A 24984-nucleotide genomic window follows, 5' to 3' on the forward strand; every position below is an offset into this window, starting at 1 on the left:
CCTCTTTTGTCTCTATTGTAGGATAAATTCAGCTGTCTGTATTTATCCCGTACTATATCATTGTTATTTTTTTACTTCTTTCCGGTACGCCCAGTAGAATAACTGTGGCAGCAACGTGACGGACAACAGCATACAGATGATCAATCCACCGACAATCATAATAGCCAATGGTTTCTGTACCTCTGATCCCATACCATTAGACAATGCGGCTGGCAGCAGTCCCAGGGATCCCATTAAGGCAATCATTACAATCGGCCGGATCCTGGAGTAAACACCAGACGATATTGCTTCCCGTAGCGGCATCCGCTTGCGTAGGTTGTCCCGCATCACTCCTATCAGCACTATACCATCAATGGTGGCCACACCAAACAGGATGATGAATCCGATACCTGCGGAGATACCAAAAGTGGTATTGGTGACCCACAGGGAAATAAAACCGCCGATAAATGCAAACGGCAGTGTCACGGACGATATGAGCATATCTTTCATATTACCCTGGAAGTTGACATACAGCAGGAACATGATCAGCAGTAATGACACCGGCACGATAACCAGCAGCTGCCGGGTAGCCCTTTCCTTGCTTTCAAATTCTCCGGCCCACTCCACTTTGTTATAAGCAGGTAATTTGATCTCTTTCGCAACGACTGATTGTGCTTCAGCAATTGTACTACCCAGGTCGCGGCCTTCTACCGCAAAACCTACGGCTATGTAGCGACTACCACCTTCCCGGTAGATAAATGCCGGTCCGGTAACGTAGGAAATGGTTGCAATATCCCGCAGCGGTACCTGATCCTGCCTGTTCTTGGAAGGAATCAGGATGTCTCCTATCTTCTTCTCGTCGTCGCGGTAAGCCTTGGCAAACCGCAGCCTTACATCGAACATGCGTTCACTTTCATAGAAGGTAGTAGCTGAACGACCACCGATAGCCATCTCAATTACTGCCTGCGCATCAGCAATATCAACCCCATACCTGGCCATATCATGGTCATGCAGTTTTATACGAAGTTCAGGCAGGCCCATATTCTTAAACACATTAACATCCTCGATACCATCTACCTTCTTTATCACATCGGCTACCTGTCCCGCATACTGTTCCAGCTCTACCAGGTCGTCGCCGAATATCTTAATGACAGAAGCGCTTTTGACACCGGCCACATATTCCTCTACGTTATCCTGTATTGGCTGACTAAAGGCAAATACTACCCCTGGATAAGCCTCCAGCATCTTCCTCAGTTGACCGATCAGTTCATCTTTGGAGATATGATGTTTCCATTCCTTTTCAGGATGTAACTGGATATGAAACTCAATATTAAAGAAGCCAGTTGGTTCCGTACCATCGCTGGGCCGTCCTACCTGGTTGAGTACAAATTTCACTTCCTCAAATGCGCTGATCTTCTTTCTGATTTCGGTAGCCAGCCGGGATGTTTCATTGAGATTGACACTATTCGGGAAGGTAGCCCGCACATAAATTGAACCTTCATTCAGCTTTGGCAGGAACTCAGAGCCATAGAAGCAGAACCGGCCGATACAAACAGCCAATACGAGCAAGAATATGGCAAGGGTCAGCTTCTTGTATTTAGTACTGACAGTGTACAAGTTGAAGAGATGCTTCCGGAAGAAGGCAGATATTTTATTTTCCCGCTCCTCAATGTTCTTAACCAGCAGCACTTTACACATGGCTGGTACGTAAGTCAGGCTGAGTATAAGAGATCCCAGTAACGCGTAGCCCAATGTAAAGGCCAATGGGGAGAACATCTTGCCCTCTACCTTCTGGAAAGAGAAGATAGGCAGCAATGCCGTGATCAGTATCAGCAGGGCAAAGAATATATAGGTAGCCACTGCACTGGCGCTCTTCCTGATCAGCCCCAGTTTACTCATCTTGTTAAATCGCTCTGTACCAATAGTGTGTGACAGGGTGGCCATTGCTACAAATACGGTTTCCACTATCACCAGTGTGCCCTCAAGTAGCAGACCGAAGTCCAGCGAACCCATTGAGATCAGGTTGGCCGGCAGTCCTTGTATCCGGAGCATAATCAGTGCAAACAGGAAGGACAGCGGAATGACGGATGAAACAATGATAGTCGTGCGCCAGTCGTACAGGAAGATGAACACAATCAGTGATACCAGCAACACCCCTTCTATCAGGTTTTTGGTAACCGTCTTGACGGTAGTATTTACCAGTTCCGAACGGTCAATAAACGGCACCATTCTGACATCCTCCGGCAGTATTCTGCCATTGAGGTCGGCGATCTTTGTTTTCAGGTTCTCTATCACCTCGCTGGGGTTTTCGCCCCTTAACATAACTACAATGCCCTGTACCAGGTCGTCGTCTTCCTGAAGGCCTACCTTCCCGAGTCTCGGTTTGGCAGCAACTTCCACCTGTGCCACGTGTTTAACAAGGACAGGCACATTGTCTTTCACCTCTATGAGGATATTCTCAATATCTTCTATCTTTTCCAGCAGGCCAACCCCTCGTACCACGTATGCCTGGTCGCCCTTTTCAATTACATCTCCGCCGACGTTCACATTACTCTTACCCACCGCTTCAAATACGTCCAGTGGTGACAGGCCGAAGTTGGCCAGCTCGGACGGGTTGATCCTGATCTCATAGATCTTCTCTTCTCCACCGAAAGTAATTACATCCGCTACGCCAGGTACAGCGAGCAGTTCACGCTCAATGGTCCATTCCTGGATAGCAGTCAGTTCTTTAATAGGTCTCTTGCTTTTGATCACATACCGGAAAATTTCGCCGGTAGCACCATAGGGAGGCTCAATTTCTGCCGAAGCACCCTCGGGCAGCTCTACCTTGTTGATCCTGTTGGAAGCGTACTGCTGGGCGTAAAAGTCCGTTACCTGATCTTCAAAGGTCACGGTCACGACCGATAGGCCGAACAGCGAGATAGACCTTACTGACTGTTTCTGCGGGATAGTATTCATTTCCCGCATCACGGGGAGGGTGACAAATTTCTCTATTTCCTCGGCGCTCCGTCCTGGCCATTGGGTAATAATCCTGGCCCTGGTATTGGTAACGTCAGGAAAAGCTTCGATAGGTGTATGGAGATAACTGATGATACCACCCGCAAGGATGACAGCAGTTAAGAAGAATATGACAAGCGAGTTCCTCAGCGAAAAGGAAACAATCTTTCCGACAATTTTATGCATCTCTGTTGTTGTATTGAATAACATCTGCAACTGCAGACCGGAAGTATCTTCCTGCCTAGTTGCTCAGTTGATTAAAAAGAAGAAGCTGGTTCCTGGACACGATCACCTCACCTTCCTGTAAACCTTCCCCTACAAATGCAGTATCATGATTACGTGACGCAATTGCTATCTTCCGGATCTCCGCCTCACAATTCCCTTTATATATGACCACATAGTTCTCGTTTTCTGAAAAGACGATAGACGATACTGGTACTTCCACCGCTGTCCTGCCGGCCGATTTCAACACGGTAATATCTGCCAGCATGCCCGGGTTAAGTTTAAGCCCGGTATTGCGTAATACAATCCTTGCCTTGAACACCTTTGTATCCTCATCCAGCATCTTGGAAACAGTCGCTATCTCACCATGGAATACCTCGTCCGGTCTTGCCGTAATACGGATCTCTACCGGTGTACCCTGCTCCACATGCCTGATATCAGAAGAGTATACATTGGCCATCACCCATACCTCGTCAATATCAGAGATCGTGAATAGCGGCGCGTCACTTTCCTGGGTAATCTGCATGCCGCCGGTAATAAGTTTGGAAGTGACATAACCACTGGCCGGCGCTTTCAGCTGAAATACATCTTTGGAGGCACTTGCGCTGAACAACTGCTGATTACTCCTGATCTTCTGTTTTTCTGCATTCAGCACATCATACTCGCTCTGCGCTTCACTCAGATCTTTCTGCGACGCGATATGATCTTTGAACATAGCCTGTACGGCCTTTAGTTTGGTCTGGGCTACTTCCATCCTCGACTCCACACTGCGCAGGTCCGCATTCAGTGCGCTGAACTCAGTACTGCGTACTTCCGCCAGCAGCTGTCCTTTCTTTACATAATCTCCCAGGGAAAAGAATGTTTTTACCACAATTCCGCTGAACAGGCTCTTAAAAGCGACTACATTGTCCGGATTAGCCTGTACTCTGCCCGTCAGATGGATACTTTCTGTAATAGGCCTGGTCCGTGCAGTATCAAACCGCAGGTCACCTTTAATACTGTCGGGACAAAAGGTATGTTGGGCAGTTTCCGGATGTTGCCCCTTGCCGGCACAGGCGGCGAGCCCTGTAAATACGCCCAGTGATATCCAGCGACTTAATTTATTCATAGTATATATTTAAAGCTCCTCTCCTGTCAGGTAGTTCAGCTCTGCTTTTTTATTGATAATGTTTCTGATTGCCTGATAATACTGCTGCTTGCTTTCCCGGAAGGATTCATAGTAGTCCAGGAACTCCAGCAGACTGATATTATGTTGTGCAAAATTCTTACTGATAGCAAATGTGATGGTATCTATCCTGCTGATGTAATGCTTATCGATCTTCTCATACAGGTTGGTGAACAGTCGCAGGTCATTCCACGCCCTGGCTATAGCATTCTGCACTTCCGAGCGCTTATTTTTCTCCAGCAGGTGACTTTGGGACACTGCATATTGGGCTGCCCTTATATTACCCTTATTGCGGTCGAAGAAAGGCAGATCCATAGATACACCTACGCCTACGAAGTCGCGCATCACACTACCGTTTCTGTCGTAACTGGCAATCAGTGAAATATTAGGTACTGCATTGGCTTTCTCAACCGCCAGCTGTGACTCGCTTACCTTTAACTGAGACTGGGTAATTTTTAACTGGGAGTTTTGTTCTGACAGCTTCAGCAGGTCTGCCAGTGAATGGTGTGCCACTATAGCCGCGGGTTTGTTGACAGCAAGTGTATCAGTTACGACCAGGTGGCTGGTAGGCGGGATAAACAGGAGATTTCTGAGACTATTCTGTTTTTCAGACATCTCTTCCTCTAATTCGATAATGCTGCTGTGTAATGATACTTCTAATGCTTTCAGCCTGAGTAATTCCGCTTCCGATATATACCCTGTGCTATACTGACTCTGATGAGCGCGAACCAGCTTTCCAATCTCTTCGAGCTGCACGTACCAGCTATCACGTACCTGCTGGATATAGAACACATCCGCTACGGTTTGTCTTAATTCAGTCTTCAGCGTCAGTAACAGGTCTTTCAGCACTGTTTCTGCCATTTCCTTGCTATCAGCGGCCAGGGTGATATTCTTCCTGCGCTTGCGTGCGGTGAAGATCAGCTGTTCGAGCTGGGCCGCCACGTTACGGTCTCTCCAGAAGTTGCCAAACAACGGAGGAATCTGATCAGTAGTGCTATTTTTATAGACCTGTATCTCATCCAGTGTGAAAGTAGGATTCGGCCAGGCACCGGCTTGTATTACCCGGGCCTGCGCCTGATCTACATTCAGCTTTTCAGCCAGGAGCAGGAGATTATTTTCAAGGAAAACCTTCTCAATGTGATCGCTGGTGTAATAAAGTGTATCCTGTGGTGTGGCTGCAAGACAGCTGAAGGACAACCCGGATAAGATAATAATGACAATAAATCTTCGCATAAGCAATTCAGTCACTTCACTGATTTTTATGCGAAAGTATCCCAGGCAGATTAATGGCCTTTTTAAGGCAGATTAAAATTCGATTAAAGCGGTCACGGAAAGCGGAGTGTAAATACTGTGCCTTTGCCAGGTTCACTATCCAGCTTGATGGCAATATTGCTCAGTAAAAGGATCTGTTTTGTGAGATAGAGGCCGATACCGTGACCAGGTATACGACGGCTTTCCGGCACGCGGTAAAACATGTCAAATATCGCTTCAAACTGGTCCTGCGGGATACCCATACCATGATCGATGATACGGATATTCAACGGTGCCGTTGTAGCGTCTATTTTGATATCTACGGGCGCATCAGAGTATTTAAGGGCATTGTCTACAATATTATTAATGGCTATGAAGATCAGGTCCCTGTTGCCCTTTACTGACAATAGGTCTTCGTTTGAGTCTAGTCCGGCGTCAAATGCTACATTAATCTTCCGGTCCCGGTACTCGATCATTTTCTTTTCCACCACCTGCCAGATGATTTCGTCTATACGAAACACCGTGATCAGTTCCGCGGATGTCACTTCGATATGAGACAGCGTCATCAGGCTATTCAGGATAGACCTGAGATGTAATGCATTTCTTTTAAGGGAATCCAGGAGAGACACATATTCTTCATTGGTACGGCTGCTTTGAAGCGCCACTTCGATATCACCAATGATTATAGCCAGCGGGGTCTTGATTTCATGCGTGGCATTCTTCAGAAAGTTGCGCTGTACTTTTACACTGGACTCAATACGGCTGAGCAGATAGTTAAATTCATTGATCAGCGCCTTGATCTCATCTTCATTTCCGGAGGGATAGTTGAGCCGCACATGCAGGTCATTCTCCCGGATTGACCTGACCTGCTCTATCAGGTGATAAAAAGGCCTGAACGTGCGCCGGGCAAGAACCACAGATAGTACCACGTGTACCGTCATTCCGGCGAGGCCGGCCAATAGCAGCATCTTCTGCAGTAGTAACATCTGCTCCTGACCAGGCTTATTCAAGCCGGATACCATAATCACGAAGTCGCCCTCGTTATCTTTATAGAGCAGGGACAGGAAGTAGCGCTTCCCTACTTTGAAGAAGACTTTCCCATTGGCAATAGTCTCAGCAATGACCTCGTCAGGCGCTTTGAACCTGATAGAATCATCTATGTATATGGTGCTGTCGGTACGATATAACCGGATGGCCTCATCAGAGATCTTTTTGAACTCTTTCTCGATGGACTTATGAATAACTTCATTCACCTCGTCCTTTTCCAGGTAGAAGTGCGCAGACAACATGGCAATACCTAACAGCTTCTGCCGGTAAGCCTGCTCGATGGCATACCGGAAAAGCTGGTAGGTACCAACTGTAATGATCAGCGTAGTGAGGAAAAACAGTAAGCCGGACCTAAGAGAAAGTTTTCTTCTGAGACTCATTTACATTTGTTTGAACATGTAACCTGTCCCTTTTACCGTATGAATCAAAGGTTCACTGAAACCTTTGTCAATCTTCTTACGCAGGAAGTTAATATACACATCTACAATATTCGTATTGGATTCAAAGTCCATATTCCAGACCGATTGCGCAATACGTATCCTGGCAAGCGCTTTCTCGCGGTTGCGCATCAGGTACAGTAGTAATTTGTACTCAAGTGGAGACAGCTCCAGTTTGATGCCGTCCCTGAAAGCCGTCTTCTCGTCTGTATTAATAGTAACACCCCCATAGGAATGGAGGTTGGTAATGCCTTTTACAAAGTCCACACGCCTGAGCTGTGCTTCTATCCTTGCAAGCAGTTCCTCAAACAGGAAAGGTTTGCTAAGATAGTCATCCGCACCAGCCTTTAGACCTTCTACTTTCTCCAGCGAGCTATCCAGGGCGCTAAGGATGATAATCGGTGATATATTCTTCCGCTGACGCAGCAACTGACACACCTGCAAACCAGAAATATCCGGTAGCATAATATCAAGAATAATAATATCATAGGGAGCAGACATCGCTTCTTCAATGCCATCGTAGCCTTTGCTGGCAGCGGTAACATTAAAGGAATGTTCATTAAGCCCTTTTTTGATAAAGGCGATTACCTGCGGATCATCTTCAACTAATAGAACACTTGCCATCTATAATACGCTTTTAATCAACAATCCTGATCCCTTCCTTCCGGAAGACAGCAAAAAGCAAAAATAGGCTTCCTGGATTAAAATCTGATTAAAACAACGGTAGATAAGATCAGCAGAAATAAATTTGCGAAAACAAACGGTTGCATATATATTTGCAACCAACCGGTTTCTTAAAGCATAGCTAACATGAGAAGAGATATATTCCAAGCCATAGCAGACCCTACCAGGAGAGCTATTATCGCATTACTTGCCATGCAGGCTATGACCCCCAACGGTATAGCCGAGCATTTTGATACGACCCGGCAAGCCATCTCCAAACACCTGCGCATCCTGACGGAATGTGAGCTATTGAAACAGGAACACCAGGGAAGAGAGATCTTTTATCACCTTGAAATCCAGAAGATGAAGGAAATTGACAAATGGCTGGAGCAGTTCCGGAAGCTGTGGGAAACCCGGTTTGATCAACTTGACGATGTATTATCGAACCTCCAAAAAAATAAGAAATGAACAAAGCAATCCTTTTTGATTTTGTTGTAGACAAAGTCAATAACAAAATCAAAGTAGACCGTTCTTTCAATGCACCCGTTGACCTGGTTTGGGCAGCCTGGACAGAAGCAGAGATTCTTGACCAATGGTGGGCACCAAAGCCTTACAGGGCAGAAACCAAATCTCTTGACTTCAGAGAAGGAGGCAGATGGCTGTACGCAATGATTGGCCCCGAGGGAGATAAACATTGGGCTGTATTTGATTACGCATCCGTCCATCCTGAGAAAAGCTTCGCTGGAATTGACGCCTTCTGCAATGAAAACGGAGAGATCAATGACAGTAAACCCCGCGTTCAGTGGGAAAACAAATTCAATAGTCATGCGGATGAAAGCACTGTCGTAAATGTCGAATTACAGTTCAACGAACTGGCAGACCTTGAATCGCTACTCACAATGGGCTTTAAAGAAGGATTTACTGCCGGACTTGAAAATCTCGACGCCTACATTAAGTCACAGTTTTATCTGAGAAAGCAGAAGAAACCCAATAATAAAGCAAGAACGTCATTCTACGTCAACTTCCCCGGTAATACAGAGGAAGCCCTGAGCTTCTACAAATCTGTATTCAATACCACATTTGTTAACGGCATCCAGCGTTTTGGCGACATACCGGCTGAAGCAGGTAATCCGCCGGTAGCAGAGAATATCAAACATATGGTCCTTCACGCTGAACTACCTTTAATAGGCGGCGTAATACTTATGGCCACCGACGCTCCGAAGGAAATGGGCTTTACACTTACACCAGGGAACAATATGCATATCAACCTCGAACCTGCAACCAGGGAAGAAACCAAGCGTATTTTTGATGCTCTTTCAGAAGGGGGCAACATCACCATGCCGCTGCAAGACATGTTCTTTGGCGCTTACTATGGCTCGTTTACAGATAAATTCGGTATCAACTGGATGGTGAATTTCCAAACCGTTAATTAACCTCTCATCAACTACATAGAAAGGGTGTATCAAAACTTTGATACACCCTTTCCTTATTTAGCTATTTTCGAATCCTATAAAAGCCTTACGCATGAACTTTCACAAAAACCTGTTATCACTTACCATGATAGCTACCCTCGCTGCTGGTATATCACAGCAGACGGTCGCACAGCAACTAAGACCACTACCCTATGTTAACAAAGAATGGTCGAAAGATTACCCGCCCTTCCGCATAGCAGGTAACCTGTATTTCGTCGGCACCTATGATCTGGGCATCTATCTCATCACTACCCCGCAGGGGCATATACTTATCAATACCGGTACTGCCGATTCTGAACCCCTTATCAAAGCCCATGTAAAGAAACTGGGCTTTCAGTTTAAAGATATCCGTGTACTGCTGACAACGCACGCGCATTATGACCATGTTGGGGCGATGGCTGCTATCAAAAGGCAGACAAACGCGCGCATGCTGATCAATGCCAAAGATGCTGCTGTGCTGGCAGATGGCGGCAACTCCGACTATGTCATGGGCGGCAAAGGCAGCACATTCCTGCCTGTCAAAGCAGACCGACTGCTACAAGATAAAGACACCATCCAGCTTGGTGGTATGATTATCACCATGCTGCATCATCCCGGCCATACACCCGGTGCCAGCAGCTTCCTGTTTGATGTGAAAGACTCCACACGCACCTACAAAGTGCTGATCGCCAATATGCCTTCAATTCTCGATGAAACTAATCTGGCGGGTATGCCCAGGTATCCGGAAGTAGGTAAAGATTATGCGTATACACTACAGGCTATGAAAGGGCTGCAATTTGACCTGTGGCTTTCTTCTCATGCCAGCCAATTTGATTTCCACAAAAAACATCGTCCGGGCGCGCCATATAATCCCGCTGCTTTCAAAGACCGCACGGGCTACGATGCTGCACTGAAGGAACTACAGGCCAGATATCAGCAGAAACTCAAAACGGCACGTTAAGGCTGCTCCCAGGCTACAAATGATCCATCCTGCGCACGCAGTGATCAATAAAACTGACTATTTATAGCAGCTCCCCCGCACTATAGCTGGGGAGCTTTATTTTAATACTCGGCTACCTCCGCTCAAGGCGGTAAGTGATCAATTCATCTGTAGTGGCTCCACGTATAAAACCTGCGCGACACAACAGCCTTTGTGCGGGGTGGTTGTGCTCATAGGTGCGTGCGGTGATGACTTCTACCCTCGGATCTGTAAAGGCCCATGTTACCATAGCCTTCAGCGCCTCCGCAGCATATCCATGCCCATGACAAGCTGCATCAAGCATAAAGCCGGTTTCTACAGCCCCGTTTTCGTCGGCCTCTCCGGCAAAACCGATACCGCCAATTGATATATTCCGGGCTCTCAGCACTATTTCCCAGTTGGTATACCAGGCATAATCTACCGGATGTGCCGCTGTCTGTGGCAGCCAGAAATTATTCAGTGCATCCTGAATTTCGGCAACATACTCCGGCGTTATCTCCATAGCAGAGACGTACAGTCCCAGCGCTGTTTCCATCGTTGCGCGGTCCTCCTGCCAGCATTGAAGCAGGTCTTGGGATAAAGGGATCAGCATCAGCCGGTCCGTTTCTAATCTGAACATTTGGTAATTGTTGAATTGTATGAGGTAATAACAACCTGATCGCCCTAGCAAAGGCGATCTTAAGAGGGCGTTATATGCCGCCCGTTATCATACAATTCCAGGCCATGTAAGGAGCCTGATATGAGCCATTAAGCGCAGAGGCGTTAGTTTTGTTACCGTAAATTAACGATTCCGGCTGAAAAAGTCCATTATTTTATTGGATAGTGGTATGGCATGCGGCTCACTAACAACGGACTGCGTCAGATTCATAGCACCGCTAACGCTTAACTACGCTTCCCATCCTCATAATGCTGGTGTTCCTGCCCGGCGGTCGTAAAGCCTCCTATAAAATTCGGGCTATCATGCTCCGGCTTCTTCGGCTCGAAAAGTCCTCCGGCTATTGCCCAATCATATATGCCGGTATCCAGCGGATAGGCGGTCAATAGACCTGTAAGCCGATGCTTTGCAATCCAATCCTCTGCCAACGGCAGAGTCGTAAAAATGCCGCCCGAAAACCGGCTATTCATTCCATGAAATACCCAGACTATCTCTTGATTCATTCTACATCCTGATTATTTATTTTGGCCTATCAACACTGATGTTTCCCTGGCAGTAAGTGGCCGACCACCTCCCGAAAGTAAAATAAAATGACTATTTTTCCCGCCGGCTATCGCCATCCATATTATTCATTCACACACCTCTCCAATGCCAGACTATAAATTAGATGCAGCAACAGCTGCTGCAACAATGATCATCGCAGGACAAACCATTGGCCTCGGCGGCGGACAAACCATCGCTTATCTGGCCGAAGCTCTGGCCGCGTCTCCGGAAATGATGGACGCGCTGACGGTTACATCTTCTTCCTTTGATACTACTGTACTGCTATACAAAAAAGGCTTCCGGGTAGTTGCTCCGGCGCTTATCAGCCGGCTGGACCTGTACTTTGACGGGTGCGACGTATTTGACAAACAACTGAATGCCCTCAAAAGCGGCGGCGGCATACATGTAACGGAAAAGATCCTGGCCGGAGCTGCCAACAGATTTGTCCTGCTGGGCGATGCCAGCAAATACCAACATGTGCTTGACCCGAAATATCCTATCGCTTTGGAAATACTGCCGCAGGCGCTGGAGATCGTCAGGAGACAGCTACAGATACGCTACCCCGACGCCAGGTTTGTACAAAGGGTCAGCACTTCCAAGACCGGCGCTGTTGTATCTGACAACGGTAACCTGCTGGCAGACCTTCACTTTGACGCGTTTCCCGCGCTGCCAGAACTGGATATACAGCTTAATATGATACCCGGTATTGCTGGTCACTCCCTGTTTTATAACATGGCTCACCAGGCGATAATAGCCGGAGAAAGTGGTGTACAATATATAGACCCGGCTTAAGGTGAGGAATGAGCACCGGCTGACAGGTTCTCCCGGTAGTAATTATCGTCGAAAGTAGAATACACGCTGGCCGTATCCCTCAGTGTAATACGGTAATACTCCCGCTGGGATGATGAGAAAATAAACCAGTGAGGGGTGTAGGTAAGATCAATGTTAAAATCACAGACTACCTTAACCAGGGTCTTGTCTTGTGAATACCAGTTCCCGCCACTCTTGCGCCGATATTCGTAAACTCCTTTGCTACCCAGGTATTCCGTATAACAGATATCGTTGCGGTACATCAGATCTATGCCCAGACTATTCAAACCATAGACTGAATGATAGCCTGTGGTAAAACGTGTAGTATCCACCTTGTCAAACAATATCCACTCTTTCTCCTCGTAAGTCTTCTTACTAAAGTAATTGTCTTTCAGCCAGGTGTGTATAGAATCCCGGATCTCAGGGGTATCAAACGCTGCCCCGAAGTATTTTCTGTTGGCGGCAGCAATAGCCTTGGTGACCGTATCTGCATTCAGATGGGCAAACTCCATAAATGCAAAATCTTCATGAAAACATTTCCCTAAAGGTACAGTGGCAGCATCCTTCAGATAGTTGCGCTTGTTTTCAGGGATGCCCTGACGCTTGTTGTAACAGGAGATCAGCAGTACAGCAATAAGCAATAACGTGAAAAAACGCATGGTGTGAAAAGGGATAAGTTAAGTTGATATTAATACGATGAACAGGGATATTTCCACCAAAATAGGCAAATTACAACGTGGGGAACCGAAAATCCGGGGTTAATGAGGGTCAGTACTCATCGCCACCGTTACGCCATTCAATTGCCTGCCGGCCTTTACAGGAGTAAAGCCGATCTTTACTCAATCCGCCATACCTTTGCGCCGGCGCAACACACCAATCATCATCAAGCTGCCTGCCGGCCTTTACAGGAGTAAAGCCGATCTTTACCCAATCCGCCATACCTTTGCGCCGGCGCAACACACCAATCATCATCAAGCTGGCATTATGAACGATAACGATACTTCCCGGCTCTCCCGGCTTACCGCAATACTTACCCGCCTGCAAACCAAGCGGCTGTTAACGGCATCCGAACTGGCTGCCAAATTCTCCGTCAGTGTCCGGACCATCTACCGGGATATTAAAGCACTTGAGCAGGCAGGAGTACCTATCCTTACAGAAGAAGGTAAAGGTTATACGCTGATGGAAGGTTACCGTATTCCGCCGGTCATGTTCACTGAACAGCAGGCAAATGCCCTGATTCTGGCGGAACAGCTGGTGCTGAACAATAAAGATGCGTCCTTCGTGAAAGATTACTCAGAAGCTATCGAAAAGATCAAGGCGGTACTGGGACATAGTGTGAAAGACAAAGCTAATCTGCTGGCCGACCGTACAAGGTTCTCACAGAATATCAACAAGGAAAGAAACAGCAACAACCTGTCAGACCTGCAATATGCACTGACCAACTTCCGCCTGGCTAAGATCAGCTATACCAACGAACAGCAACAGACCTCTACCCGCCTGATTGAACCCTTTGCTCTTCTGAGCACACAGGAAAACTGGCTGCTGGTAGCCTGGTGCCGGTTAAGAAAGTCCTTCCGGTATTTCCGCCTCGACAGGATACAACAGGTCTATATACAGGAGGAGCAGTTCACTCCCCACTCCATGACGCTGCAGGAGTTCTTTGATCAACCCCGGTAAAATAATTTTCAGACCCCTGACACAGGGCTGTCACAAGGCGGTTATAGTTTTGCTGTAGCAACATTAAATATGCTATTCTATGGTCAATCAACTGGCAAACTTTAACTGGATCAGTGTATCCATCGCTTTTATTGTTTATTTCGTACTGGGGGCACTATGGTTCACCGTTTTCTTTCCCAAACCTTACAGGAAATCCCTGGGTAAAGAGCACGAGACATTACCTAATAAGCCTATCTTTATTGCCGGCCCGGCATTGTGTGCGCTCGTCATCACTATCGCAAGTGCATGGCTGATCTATGCACTGAATATATCATCAGTTATGGAGGCTGTACAATTCTCTCTGTTAGTAGGAATCGGGTATCTGTTTGCCAATACGGTTAACATCGCCATCAATCCCAATATCCCCCGCCCCATTCTATATGGTATCATCAGTGGGGTATATCACCTGACGGGGATCCTGATAGTAAGTATGATCATTATCATCATGAAATAAAACCTCACACCATGGAAACAAAAGGCATCGAAACGTTTTATCCGGCTAACCGGGAACAGTGGAGGCAATGGCTGGAAAAAAATCATGACACCCAACAATCTGTCTACCTGATCCTGTACCGTAAAAACACCGGTATTGCTACCATCAGCCGCAGCGATACCGTCGATGAAGCCCTTTGTTTCGGCTGGATCGACAGTACGTCCAGGCCCCTGGATGACCAGAAATTCCTGCAACTCATGACGCGCCGGAAACCTACCAGCGTATGGTCCAAAATCAATAAGGCCAAAGTAGCCCAATTGATAGCAGACAACCTGATGACTACTGCCGGATATACCAGTATTGAAATCGCTAAAAAGAATGGCTCCTGGAACATATTAGACGAGGTGGAAGAGCTGATCATCCCTCCGGACCTGGAAAAAGCATTCAGATTACACAAAGGTGCAAAGGCCTTCTTCGCAGGATTAAGCAAAAGCACCAAAAAGGCAATGCTGCAATGGCTGGTCCTGGCTAAACGGCCAGAGACCAGGCAGCAACGCATCACAGAGATCGCTTCCAAGGCGGGGCAACAATTGAAACCCAAGCAGTTCTGAACATCATCTAACCTCCCATCATCTCTACCTGAGCGGACGACTGGCTTTTATAAAATTTATTTCTAATTTGCGCAGCCACACTATCCCTGCACAAAAACTCGAGATATGTTTAATACACTTGCCAACCTGATCGGACTCAGGATTGATGATGAAAGGATCAAGGACTTTATCGACACCAACGGGTTCAAATACCCTAAGAAGCCCAATATATCCAACCGCTCCAGTGATCTGTCTTATTGGGTGGAAAATAAGAAACTGGGGTTCAATCTCCTCTTCAGAATAGATACTTACCTCACAGGCTACCCTCCTATTCCCGGAGACAAAAAGGGCATCTTCGTGCCCGTACTGGCAGAGGTCAGGTGGCATAATAATAAGTCCAAAACTGTCTTCCCGCAGGGCATAGATTTCAACCATGACTTTGATACCCTCGTATCGAAGCTGGGAGCGCCCGGCCTTAAAAGCAGCGACATATCCCCTACCTGGCTGAATGACGATGGCAGCGAAAGCTTTTACCGGTGGAAAATAATGCTGGATGAAGCCAGATCTATCGCCTGGAGAATCGAATATGGTGATGATCAAAGCGTCAATGATATATCGCTGTCGTTATCTTTCGACATGCCTCTCTTCCATATGTACTACGAACACCTGTACGGTACGTTCGATACCTTCTTGAAGACCCATAACCACTATAAGACGGAAGAACTGATGTTCCTCCACTGGGCTATCGATAATGACCTGGTCAAAGCCAACGAAACTACCGCCCAGGTCCTGCGTGATATCAAAGCAGGAACGCAACCTATTACAGAATGGATCCGTGCTTTGGGAAGAGGGTATATCAACAAAGGCGATTTTGCTGCCGAATACCCATTTGTACATGCCTACATCAATAATCTCAGCAGCTTCGATGTGATATATGCACGGGACTTCGCTTTTACCATGCTTACTGATCAACAGGATAAAGACAGGTACTTCAGTCAGGAGGTGACCGATAAGCTCAACCAAATTGAATACACCACCGACAATTATGAAAAGATCAAAGCGATGCTTGACCGGAGACGGGCAGAATACCGTGAACATAAATTCAGCAAGAGCATAAAAGCACTATAAATCATTCATATCAGGTAATATCTTATTCGACGGGATAGTTTCTATTCCGTCCTGTCCTCTTTTTTCCGTTTCCTGCAACCTTTTCAGCTACCCAGCGTCTATTATGAGGAACGGCGGCTTGCTGGATCATATTGCGGTGACGCTACTTACTCTGGCAGACCAGCACAATCCTCCCAGTTAGCCGCTGGCTGACCAAGACCCGCAGCTTGTTATACACTTCTTCTTTCCGGGCATACCTGGTAAAGTACTGAAGGGGATTTAATCATCAGCTTATTTACAGCGTTGCCAAAACCAGTTGTCATTACATACTAAACAATCAACCATGTCAATCCCGGCCCCAAAAGGAATCTGCCTGTATTTGCTGTTTATGCTGTTCAGCATACCCGTATTCGCCCATAATGGCAGCATTGCCTATGCTTACCCGATGAAGACAATTAAGATTGACGGCGATCTGGCCGACTGGCCTTCAACAGCCGTCAGGTATAACATTGCACTATCGCCATCAGACACGAAACCCCGCAATGACGCCGACTATTCCGGCTTCTTTCAGCTGGGGTATGATCTCGCCAGTCAGTCATTGTATATGGCGTTCACCATCACTGATGATGATTTTATGCAGGACTCCAGCCAAGCAGTACGCTGGAACACACAGGACGGGCTGGAACTGAGTATAGATACACGTCACCTGATGAAAGGGTCTGGCGTTGCCTCTTTCCTGTACACGCAGCACCTGAAAAATATCAGTAAATCTTTCTATGATCCTGTGGCCAGCGCAGCTACCTGGGATATGATGGAGGTAGCCATGGTACAGCGTGGCAGCACCCGGTATTATGAATGGCGGATCCGTCTGGGTAATGAGCTGCAAGTGGGAAAGACAATCGGTGTTGACGTATATGTCTTTGACATGGATAGGGACAGCAGCTTTTCCTGGTCCGGCTGGGGAAAAGGGATTAATAAGTATGCTAATGCTGCCAGTCTGGGAGATGTCATCTTCCTGCCGGCACAGGCAAAAATGGCTGACATATCCGGAAGATTGAAATGGAATGGTACAGAACAGCAGCGTATCCCCGGCCTTGTACGGTTACAGTCAAAGACAAGACCGGGCTGTTGGCTCACGACAGCGGTCGATTCCCTGGGAAAATACCAGGTTGCCCTCCCCGAGGGTACCTATGAACTTTCTCTTCCGGATACCTTTTTCAGTAACAATGACCAGCGATATTCCGCCACACAGCAATCGCCGGTAATGGTGAAAGCCCGGTCCGGAAAACAGACTACCGCACCCGATCTGACACTAGCCTATGCCCCTATGCCTGATCTGATTGGCGATAAAGGGTTATTACTGGCTGATTTCACACCTGCCAGCGCCACAGCTGTAGACAACTTCATTGAGACTTACCGGCAATATTACGGCATCCCCGGAGTGTCCCTGGCATTGATTAAAGACGGTAAGCTGATCTACCACCATACCTATGGCGTATCTAATGCCATGACGGGTGAGCAGGTAAATGACAATACCCTATTTGAAGCCGCATCTGTAACAAAACCAGTATTCGCCTTTGCAGTGGAACGCCTGGCGGAACGCGGCATCATTAACCTGGATAAGCCACTGTATGAATACCTGCCTTACAAAGACATTGCCCATGATGAACGTTATAAACTAATCACAGCGAGGCATGTATTAACACATCGTACCGGCTTCCCGAACTGGCGCTGGATGAACCCTGACGGCAAACTGAACCTGCGGTTTACACCGGGTACTGCCTTTAATTACTCAGGCGAAGGGTTTGAATACCTGAAACTGGTCGTTGAAAAAATCACAGGTAAGCAGGTAGAGCAGGTGTTACAGGAAGAGGTCATTGCGCCCATTGGCCTCTATCATACATTCTTTTCCAGGAATGACTCCCTGCAACGGGTGGTGGCGTACGGTCATCTGGACAAACTGCCTAATAAAAACGATCTGCCGGAAGCGCCGGGCATGGCCTGGAGTATGCATACCGAAGCAAAGATCTTCACCAGGTTTATGTTATACCTGCTGGAGGAAAAAGGACTCTCTCATGCTATGTATGATACCATTTTTTCCAGGCACTCGGAGTATAACTTTGACGAACATCCAAAGAAGCCAACTGTCCCAACGTATATGGGTATGAGCCTCCAGATAAGAGAAACGCCGTTTGGAAAAACTTTCGGACATGGAGGCAACAATGGTGACTTTAAATGCATCTTTGAGATGTACAAAGACCTGAAATCAGGGTACGTGGTATTTACAAACTCCAATACCTCAGACGATCTGCTGGAGAATCTGCGCAAGTTCCTTGTAGAAGGCAAGCAGGCTGCTCCGCCAACCGCCATGCATTAGCTGGCAGTTGGCGGTAGCCGCCCTTTACTGATCTCCTTCTTTCTTCGTGCCTTTAAAGAGTGCAAACAAAGCCATAGCATGTCCATGACCAAGATCAAAGTCATCTTTGAGCCACTGCACGATCTGGCCTGCTTTTACACCATCGCCTAATTTCCCCTTTACGAGAAAGCCTTTCGCTTCTGCAAGTTGTTTAAAATCCGCCGGACTCTTACCTGTTTTTGCCTGGATATTGTCGAGATAAGCCTGAAATGACATAGTGCCTTTTTTTACTGCCAAAGATACCAGGTGGAAGGCATTTCTATAATAGGCAGACAGGACATTTAAGCGGGGTATTTATGACATCCGCAGTCATGGCGGGACGATGCCACACCGGGCAACCCCCTTTTTCAGGCGAGATACTATCCCGATGGCGAACACGTCGTTATTCCTGGCGAATGATGCCTTCTGGCCTGCCTGATCAGGACTGATATTCGATATTTTAGCCATGCTAAGAGGTCACTTCAAGGGCACTTCAATATCCCGGGGATATTGAAGTGCCCTTGAAGTGACCTCTTAGTGATGGGTAAGCATAAAGACAAAGACCTAAGAGAGTCGTATCCTGGCCACTACCATTTCGACGGCCGGTTTATATGACTGTGTATGTACCACGAAATGGATCAAGGCACCCGTAGAATATAAAATATTGTCTTACAGTAGATTAGAAGAATTTAGCCGATAAGGGGAGATATTTGGTCAGCCGGCAGGTGTAGCCAATAAAAAGGCTGCCGGCTATCCTGCTATAACCTTGAAGCGTTTCCGGTTCAGGATATCAGCAGATAACGGGCAGCCTTATGGCAGACAGTCAGTTAGCCTGAAAATTAACCCAGTACGTGTTGTGCCAGTAATTTCTGGACTTCGTATACGTCTACCGACTTGTTGAATTGCTTGCGGATACTAGGCTGTATTTCGCTTGAGACCCAGATTTTCAGTTCTGCGTCCAGGTCGAAGGTGCCTGCGGTTTCGATACTGAACCTTGAAATGCTTTTGTAAGTGACGCTGAGGTATTCAACTTTACTACCGGTGATACCTTGTTTGTCTACAAGGATGATCCGTTTGTTAGTAAAAATAAATGTGTCCCTGATCAGTTTGAAACCCAGTTCGATAGTTTCTGTAGGGGTCAAAAGTTTGCTATAATCCTTCATGAGCTGCGCCTGATCTACTGCGCCAGCATTCCCCAGTAAGCCTGAAAAAAGTCCCATTGTAGTGGTTTAATAGTGTATAGGTAAATGGTATAATTACCCAAGATAGTAATTTATACAAAACAGGCAATATGGGAGTTATTTAAATTCTGATGGCGTCATGCCGGTATGGGCCTTAAAGAATTTGGAGAAATTAGCATGATCGTAAAAGCCGAGATCAAATACGATTTCCTTCACGGTCATACGCGAGGCTTTCAGCAGTCTTTTTGCTTCCAGCAATACCCTGTCCTGGATCAGGGAAGAGGCAGCAACGTGCAGTTCTTTTTTGCAGATCATGTTCAGGTAATTGGCCGAGATGCCTATTGCAGCCGCATAGAATGCAACGGAACGCTGTTCGCGGAAATGCTGGTCTATCAGGTTCACAAACCTGGACAGGACAGGATTCGCGCTATATATATCTGTATCCTGAAAGAGCGCTGCGGCCACCCTGCTTATCAGCAGGCCAATCACGCCCAGCCGGGCACTGATCATCTGTGTGAAGGGCTTGTCTGCATGCAGTTCCTGCTGTATAGATTTAAATTCATACAGCAGGTGGCCGAATGTACTACCCGGAATATCCATCACTGGATGCCGGTGATAAAATGCGGCTGCGAAACGCAGATTAGTCAGGAAAACATCCAGGAGTTCCTGTCCTATCATCAGCTGGTAACCGACCGTGTCGTGTTGTATATTCCAGGCATGTACCTGTCCTGGAAATAGCAGGTGCAGCTGATTACTTTGTATCGGATGGGCAACGAAATCGATAGTATGAGTGCCTGCTCCCCTTTCAAATAGTATTGCGATAAGAAAGTCGTGTTTATGCGCCTCTTCAATAGCGCGTTCACCGTGTAGTTCATGAAACAGGACCGTACAGTCGGAAGATGGATTCTGACTGAATGCCTGTATACGCAATACCGGGAAATGATCTTTCTGATGCACCCGGCGAAATTACTCAAAAATACTATAGCACAACAACGTCTGGCGGACAGTCAGTATCTGCACAATGCCGGTATAGCCAGCCTCCTTAGCATGCTGCAATGGTGAAATGCTGTCTTTATCTATGGTCCAGCAGCTTAATGTCAACACTGTAAGTTATCAGCAGCTGCGACATGTACTAACTAGCTGCGTGTAGTGTTTTGATCATCATGGCAGTCTGTGTTTAACTAGAAAACAAGTGTACCCTGATGGATGAGTGACTTCACAGGAGAGACTCTGGAAACGGCTTCTGCGGAGCAGCTGGCATCGATCAATACCGCACTGGCTACATCCCCTTTAGCCGGCCATTGCCTGTTACCTTTGTCATCCAGTGGAAGCACATCGCAGGTGGCCAGTCGCAGGCTGCGCGATAACAGCAATTCTGTAGAATAGCCATATAACTGTGCCATCAGGTTTGCCTTTTGTAATACACTGCCTGAACCCCAGGTGTTCCAGTGATCAATGATACTGTCATTGCCCGTTGCTACTTTAACACCATACTTGTATAATGTGGGAATGGGCATAATCAGGCCGCCGAAAGGAATAGTAGACATAATACCGATCTGCGCCTGTGCAAGTTTGTCGGCTATCTCTTCCTGCCTGGATGGCGGCAGTTTACCTAGTACAAAACAGTGACTGAGGAATGTCTTTCCTTTTAGTACAGGATTTTCATTGACGCGGTCTATCAGGTACTCGACAGTTTTCAGGCCCGATTCTCCGGCTTCGTGCAGGTGGATATCGACCCCTTTGTTGTTATCAAGCGCCAGTTGTATGATGAAGTCCATCGGCTTAGCAATCTCGCCATCGAGAGAATACGGATCTACACCACCGATAAAGTCGATGTTCATCTTTGCGGCTTCCTTCATATATGGCTTCGCATCTGTGTAATATAGTCCGTGTTGCGGAAAGGCGACCAGTTCTGCACTAAATGTGTCCTTCTTATTTTCCAGGGCTTTCTGCAGATGTTTAAGAGAATCAAGCTTAGAGGTAGGTTCAATATTCACATGACTTCTGGCAAAGTCTGAGCCGCAGGATTGTAACAATTCAATGAGGCGTTCAGCATGTGCAGTGGAGGTTTTCAGCATCTGGGGAAGGATCTGCTGTTCGAGTGCAATCATACCTTTGACACCACCCTGTCTTTTTCTGGCAGCCTGCCATGGACCACCGTAGAAGGTTTTGTCGAGGTGAATATGCATATCCCTGAATGCAGGCAGTAGCAGTAAGCCTTTTGCATCAATAGCCCTGGCTTTGGGATCGTTGGGTAATATAGCAGTAAATTTACCATCATTGATCTCTATGCAAAACAGGTCTGTGGTGGTAGCAATCACTTCTTCCCCTTCATATTCAAACCCGGTTTCCAGTCTTACATTCTTTAATTTCATGGTGTTGCCTGCCATAGCGGGGGCATTGTCTGCAATAGCTTCCTCTGTTGCCGCATTGGCCATCAGGGCTGGGGTAAGTCCAGCACCAAAGGCAGCAAGGGCTGAGTTTCTGATAAAATCCTTCCTGGTAATATGAGTCGGTCGCATGGTGACAGGTGTTTCCATCAAAGATAGATGCGCCCGGACTGGGATATGAGTAAGTTTTATAACATTTCCTGTAAAATTTATAAATAAGTAGAGTTGGAAAAGGCTTTGCCACTGTGACCATATATCCTTATATTTATTCAGCAAAAAAAGACCGGCAATGAGACGCAGGCATATTGTACAGATAGAAGGCTGTATTTCTGTGTGCAGGCAGATAATTAACCTGTAGCGGAAAGGAGGTAGTTGCCTGTAGAGAGGTATATTACTGATGATGCTGTTTATTTCGTGTAGCAGGAGCGGTAGAATAGATTGTTTGATACACCACATTAGTTATTTCACCAGCAAGCCTCATAGATTTAAACTATGTGATTATAAATTTAATTGTTTTTGTTTATTTCCTCAAAGTCCTGACTTTAGCATTCTGATATATAAATAACCAGACGCAAGTTTGTTATACATTTCAATTCCATAAACTCGAAACAATGGGAACAGATCCAAACGACATCAGTAAATGCCCGTACTTAAATGGCACTATGCAACATAACGTTGGTGGCGGTGGCACCAGGAACCGTGATTGGTGGCCGCACCAGCTGAAATTAGGCATCCTTCGTCAGCATACACCGGCTTCCAATCCGATGGGAGACGCGTTCAATTATGCGGAAGCCTTCAGTAAGCTTGATCTTGAGGCAGTGAAGAAAGACCTTCATGCACTCATGACAGATTCACAGGACTGGTGGCCGGCAGATTTTGGTCACTACGGTCCGCTGTTTGTCAGGATGGCCTGGCATAGCGCCGGTACCTACCGTGTATTTGATGGTCGTGGCGGCGCAGGTTCAGGACAACAACGTTTCGCACCGCTGAACAGCTGGCCGGACAATGTAAGCCTGGATAAAGCACGCAGATTATTATGGCCGATCAAGCAGAAATATGGCCGTAATTTATCATGGGCTGACCTGCTGATACTGACAGGTAATGTGGCATTGGAATCTATGGGCTTTAAGACATTTGGCTTTGCCGGAGGACGTGAAGATAAGTGGGAAGCAGATGAAGATGTATACTGGGGCTCTGAAAACACCTGGCTGGGAGGCGATATGCGTTATTCGCACGGCTCTCCCGGAGTAGTGGAAGATCATGGGGTGGTTTCTTCTGATGATGATGCAGATGGAGATATCCATACACGCGACCTGGAAAAACCACTGGCAGCAGTGCAGATGGGATTGATCTATGTGAATCCCGAAGGACCGGATGGTAACCCGGATCCGATTGCAGCAGCCAAAGATATCAGGGATACCTTCGGCAGAATGGCCATGAATGATGAAGAGACAGTGGCCCTGATTGCAGGCGGACATAGCTTTGGTAAGACCCATGGTGCAGCTCCGGCTACCCATGTAGGTAAAGAACCGGAAGCAGCTGACCTGGAACTGCAGGGACTTGGTTGGTCTAATAGTTATGGTTCCGGTAAAGGAGCAGACACTATCACCAGTGGTCTGGAAGTAACCTGGACAACAACACCGACACAGTGGAGCAATAACTTCTTTGAGAACCTCTTCGGTTTTGAATGGGAGCTGACCAAAAGTCCTGCAGGTGCACACCAGTGGGTAGCTAAGAATGCAGACGATATTATACCTGATGCATATGATAACAATAAGAAGCACAGACCGACCATGCTGACTACAGATCTGTCTTTGCGCTTCGATCCGGAATATGAAAAAATATCCCGCCGCTTCCTGGAAGATGCAGATGCATTTGCTGATGCATTTGCACGTGCATGGTTTAAACTGACGCACCGTGATATGGGTCCGAAGGTACGTTATCTCGGCCCTGAAGTACCGGCAGAAGACCTGCTCTGGCAGGATCCACTTCCGGCTGTTGATCACCCGTTAGTTGATGACAATGACCTGAATACACTGAAAGCTAAAGTACTGGAATCAGGCCTGAGCGTGTCAGAGCTGGTATCAACAGCATGGGCTTCCATTTCTACCTTCCGTGGCTCTGATAAGCGTGGCGGAGGTAATGGTGCACGTATCCGCCTCGCTCCTCAGCGCGACTGGGCGGCGAATAACCCGGCTCAATTGCAGAAGGTACTGGGCGTACTGGAAAATATTCAGAAAGACTTCAATGGCGCACAAAGCGGTGGTAAGAAAGTATCACTGGCAGATCTGATCGTACTGGCAGGTAATGCAGGTATAGAGAAAGCAGCCAAAGATGCCGGCCAGGAAGTGGAGGTGCCGTTTACCGGAGGCCGTACCGATGCCTCTCAGGAACAGACTGACGTAGAATCAGTAAGTTACCTGGAGCCGATTGCAGATGGTTTCCGTAACTATCGCAAACCAAAATATCCGGTAGCAACAGAAGAATTGCTGATAGACAAGGCGAACCTGCTGACACTGACAGCCCCTGAATTAACAGTCTTAATAGGTGGTCTGCGTGTACTGAATATCAATTACGACGGCTCCACTCATGGTGTGTTCACCACCCGTCCGGGTCAGCTGACTACAGATTTCTTCGTCAACCTGCTGGACATGAGCACAGCCTGGAAGGCGGCCTCCGACGACAGAGAGCTGTACGAGGGCAATGACCGGAAAACAGGCGAGAAGAAATGGACCGCTACCCGTGCAGATCTGGTATTTGGTTCTCATGCCGAACTGAGAGCCATCGCCGAAGTCTATGGCAGCGGCGATGCACAGGAGAAATTTGTAAAAGACTTCGTAGCCGCCTGGACGAAGGTGACTAACCTCGACAGATTCGACATCGCTTAATATAACAATTGCAGTAAAATTATATGATAGCCTCCCTACAGCGGAGGCTATCTTTTTTGTAGGTAATTGTATACCTTTGCTGTCA

The 24984-nt window shown here is 47.1% G+C and carries 23 protein-coding genes; 10 read left to right on the plus strand and 13 right to left on the minus strand.

Going from position 1 to position 24984, the window contains the following annotated elements; translation table 11 throughout:
- Positions 1 to 63: 63 nt before the first annotated feature.
- The 5 genes from K1Y79_RS22605 to K1Y79_RS22625 all read right to left on the minus strand — a co-directional run bounded on the left by K1Y79_RS22605 (position 64) and on the right by K1Y79_RS22625 (position 7722).
- Positions 64 to 3162 (minus strand): efflux RND transporter permease subunit, encoded by a 3099-nt coding sequence (locus K1Y79_RS22605; protein WP_220252468.1) that lies wholly within the window; start codon positions 3160 to 3162, stop codon positions 64 to 66.
- Between the two features lie 55 nt (positions 3163 to 3217).
- Positions 3218 to 4306 carry an efflux RND transporter periplasmic adaptor subunit gene (locus K1Y79_RS22610; RefSeq protein ID WP_220252469.1) on the minus strand — a complete coding sequence of 363 codons (1089 nt, stop codon included), beginning with the start codon at positions 4304 to 4306 and terminating at the stop codon, positions 3218 to 3220.
- Between the two features lie 9 nt (positions 4307 to 4315).
- The gene (locus K1Y79_RS22615; RefSeq protein ID WP_220252470.1) at positions 4316 to 5596 is read right to left on the minus strand and encodes a TolC family protein; all 1281 of its coding nucleotides are present in this window, start codon (positions 5594 to 5596) and stop codon (positions 4316 to 4318) included.
- 92 nt (positions 5597 to 5688) lie between these two features.
- Complete coding sequence (locus tag K1Y79_RS22620; RefSeq protein ID WP_220252471.1) at positions 5689 to 7041, minus strand: sensor histidine kinase; 1353 nt, start codon at positions 7039 to 7041, stop codon at positions 5689 to 5691.
- Positions 7042 to 7722 carry a response regulator transcription factor gene (locus K1Y79_RS22625; RefSeq protein ID WP_220252472.1) on the minus strand — a complete coding sequence of 227 codons (681 nt, stop codon included), beginning with the start codon at positions 7720 to 7722 and terminating at the stop codon, positions 7042 to 7044.
- A 186-nt stretch (positions 7723 to 7908) separates the two neighbouring features.
- Here K1Y79_RS22625 and K1Y79_RS22630 point away from each other — a divergent pair, with 186 nt between their 5' ends.
- The 3 genes from K1Y79_RS22630 to bla all read left to right on the plus strand — a co-directional run bounded on the left by K1Y79_RS22630 (position 7909) and on the right by bla (position 10173).
- Positions 7909 to 8229 (plus strand): ArsR/SmtB family transcription factor, encoded by a 321-nt coding sequence (locus tag K1Y79_RS22630; RefSeq protein WP_220252473.1) that lies wholly within the window; start codon positions 7909 to 7911, stop codon positions 8227 to 8229.
- Positions 8226 to 9194: an SRPBCC domain-containing protein gene (locus K1Y79_RS22635; protein ID WP_220252474.1), complete on the plus strand. Its 969-nt coding sequence runs from the start codon at positions 8226 to 8228 to the stop codon at positions 9192 to 9194. Before K1Y79_RS22630 ends, K1Y79_RS22635 begins: the two co-directional genes overlap by 4 nt.
- Before the next feature lie 124 nt (positions 9195 to 9318).
- Positions 9319 to 10173: a subclass B3 metallo-beta-lactamase gene (gene bla / locus K1Y79_RS22640; RefSeq protein ID WP_394370782.1), complete on the plus strand. Its 855-nt coding sequence runs from the start codon at positions 9319 to 9321 to the stop codon at positions 10171 to 10173.
- 112 nt (positions 10174 to 10285) lie between these two features.
- Here the strand turns inward: bla and K1Y79_RS22645 are convergent, their stop codons facing one another.
- Together K1Y79_RS22645 and K1Y79_RS22650 are read right to left on the minus strand one after the other, a co-directional pair.
- Positions 10286 to 10810 (minus strand): GNAT family N-acetyltransferase, encoded by a 525-nt coding sequence (locus tag K1Y79_RS22645; RefSeq protein WP_220252476.1) that lies wholly within the window; start codon positions 10808 to 10810, stop codon positions 10286 to 10288.
- A gap of 263 nt (positions 10811 to 11073) precedes the next feature.
- Positions 11074 to 11349 carry a DUF7710 domain-containing protein gene (locus K1Y79_RS22650; protein ID WP_220252477.1) on the minus strand — a complete coding sequence of 92 codons (276 nt, stop codon included), beginning with the start codon at positions 11347 to 11349 and terminating at the stop codon, positions 11074 to 11076.
- A 145-nt stretch (positions 11350 to 11494) separates the two neighbouring features.
- Between K1Y79_RS22650 and rpiA the strand changes: the two genes are divergently transcribed.
- Complete coding sequence (gene rpiA, locus K1Y79_RS22655) at positions 11495 to 12181, plus strand: ribose 5-phosphate isomerase A (protein WP_220252478.1); 687 nt, start codon at positions 11495 to 11497, stop codon at positions 12179 to 12181.
- On the opposite strand, the gene K1Y79_RS22660 is transcribed toward rpiA, so the two are convergent.
- Complete coding sequence (locus K1Y79_RS22660; protein ID WP_220252479.1) at positions 12178 to 12858, minus strand: hypothetical protein; 681 nt, start codon at positions 12856 to 12858, stop codon at positions 12178 to 12180. The genes rpiA and K1Y79_RS22660 overlap by 4 nt on opposite strands.
- 109 nt (positions 12859 to 12967) lie before the next feature.
- Complete coding sequence (locus tag K1Y79_RS22665) at positions 12968 to 13171, minus strand: hypothetical protein (protein ID WP_220252480.1); 204 nt, start codon at positions 13169 to 13171, stop codon at positions 12968 to 12970.
- 12 nt (positions 13172 to 13183) lie between these two features.
- Between K1Y79_RS22665 and K1Y79_RS22670 the strand changes: the two genes are divergently transcribed.
- From K1Y79_RS22670 to K1Y79_RS22690, 5 genes are all read left to right on the plus strand, one after another.
- Positions 13184 to 13876 (plus strand): helix-turn-helix transcriptional regulator, encoded by a 693-nt coding sequence (locus tag K1Y79_RS22670; protein ID WP_220252481.1) that lies wholly within the window; start codon positions 13184 to 13186, stop codon positions 13874 to 13876.
- A gap of 79 nt (positions 13877 to 13955) precedes the next feature.
- Positions 13956 to 14369, plus strand: a complete 414-nt coding sequence (locus K1Y79_RS22675; RefSeq protein ID WP_220252482.1) for a DUF1761 domain-containing protein — start codon at positions 13956 to 13958, stop codon at positions 14367 to 14369.
- Positions 14370 to 14380: 11 nt separating this feature from the next.
- Entirely contained in the window at positions 14381 to 14959 is a 579-nt protein-coding gene (locus K1Y79_RS22680; protein WP_220252483.1) for a YdeI/OmpD-associated family protein, read from the plus strand.
- 105 nt (positions 14960 to 15064) lie between these two features.
- The gene (locus K1Y79_RS22685) at positions 15065 to 16066 is read left to right on the plus strand and encodes a hypothetical protein (protein WP_220252484.1); all 1002 of its coding nucleotides are present in this window, start codon (positions 15065 to 15067) and stop codon (positions 16064 to 16066) included.
- Between the two features lie 322 nt (positions 16067 to 16388).
- A complete protein-coding gene (locus tag K1Y79_RS22690; RefSeq protein ID WP_220252485.1) occupies positions 16389 to 18422 on the plus strand; it encodes a serine hydrolase in 2034 nt (677 codons plus the stop codon).
- A 24-nt stretch (positions 18423 to 18446) separates the two neighbouring features.
- On the opposite strand, the gene K1Y79_RS22695 is transcribed toward K1Y79_RS22690, so the two are convergent.
- The 4 genes from K1Y79_RS22695 to K1Y79_RS22710 form a co-directional block, all read right to left on the minus strand.
- Positions 18447 to 18677 (minus strand): DUF4287 domain-containing protein, encoded by a 231-nt coding sequence (locus tag K1Y79_RS22695; protein WP_220252486.1) that lies wholly within the window; start codon positions 18675 to 18677, stop codon positions 18447 to 18449.
- 602 nt (positions 18678 to 19279) lie between these two features.
- Positions 19280 to 19660 (minus strand): PH domain-containing protein, encoded by a 381-nt coding sequence (locus K1Y79_RS22700; RefSeq protein WP_220252487.1) that lies wholly within the window; start codon positions 19658 to 19660, stop codon positions 19280 to 19282.
- Between the two features lie 78 nt (positions 19661 to 19738).
- Complete coding sequence (locus tag K1Y79_RS22705; RefSeq protein WP_220252488.1) at positions 19739 to 20578, minus strand: helix-turn-helix domain-containing protein; 840 nt, start codon at positions 20576 to 20578, stop codon at positions 19739 to 19741.
- A gap of 224 nt (positions 20579 to 20802) precedes the next feature.
- Positions 20803 to 22143 carry an amidohydrolase family protein gene (locus K1Y79_RS22710; protein WP_220252489.1) on the minus strand — a complete coding sequence of 447 codons (1341 nt, stop codon included), beginning with the start codon at positions 22141 to 22143 and terminating at the stop codon, positions 20803 to 20805.
- A gap of 479 nt (positions 22144 to 22622) precedes the next feature.
- Here K1Y79_RS22710 and katG point away from each other — a divergent pair, with 479 nt between their 5' ends.
- Positions 22623 to 24899, plus strand: a complete 2277-nt coding sequence (gene katG / locus K1Y79_RS22715) for a catalase/peroxidase HPI (protein ID WP_220252490.1) — start codon at positions 22623 to 22625, stop codon at positions 24897 to 24899.
- The last annotated feature ends 85 nt before the right edge of the window (positions 24900 to 24984 follow it).

This window comes from Chitinophaga rhizophila (assembly GCF_019492185.1).
In the GTDB taxonomy this organism is placed as follows: Bacteria; Bacteroidota; Bacteroidia; order Chitinophagales; family Chitinophagaceae; genus Chitinophaga; species Chitinophaga rhizophila.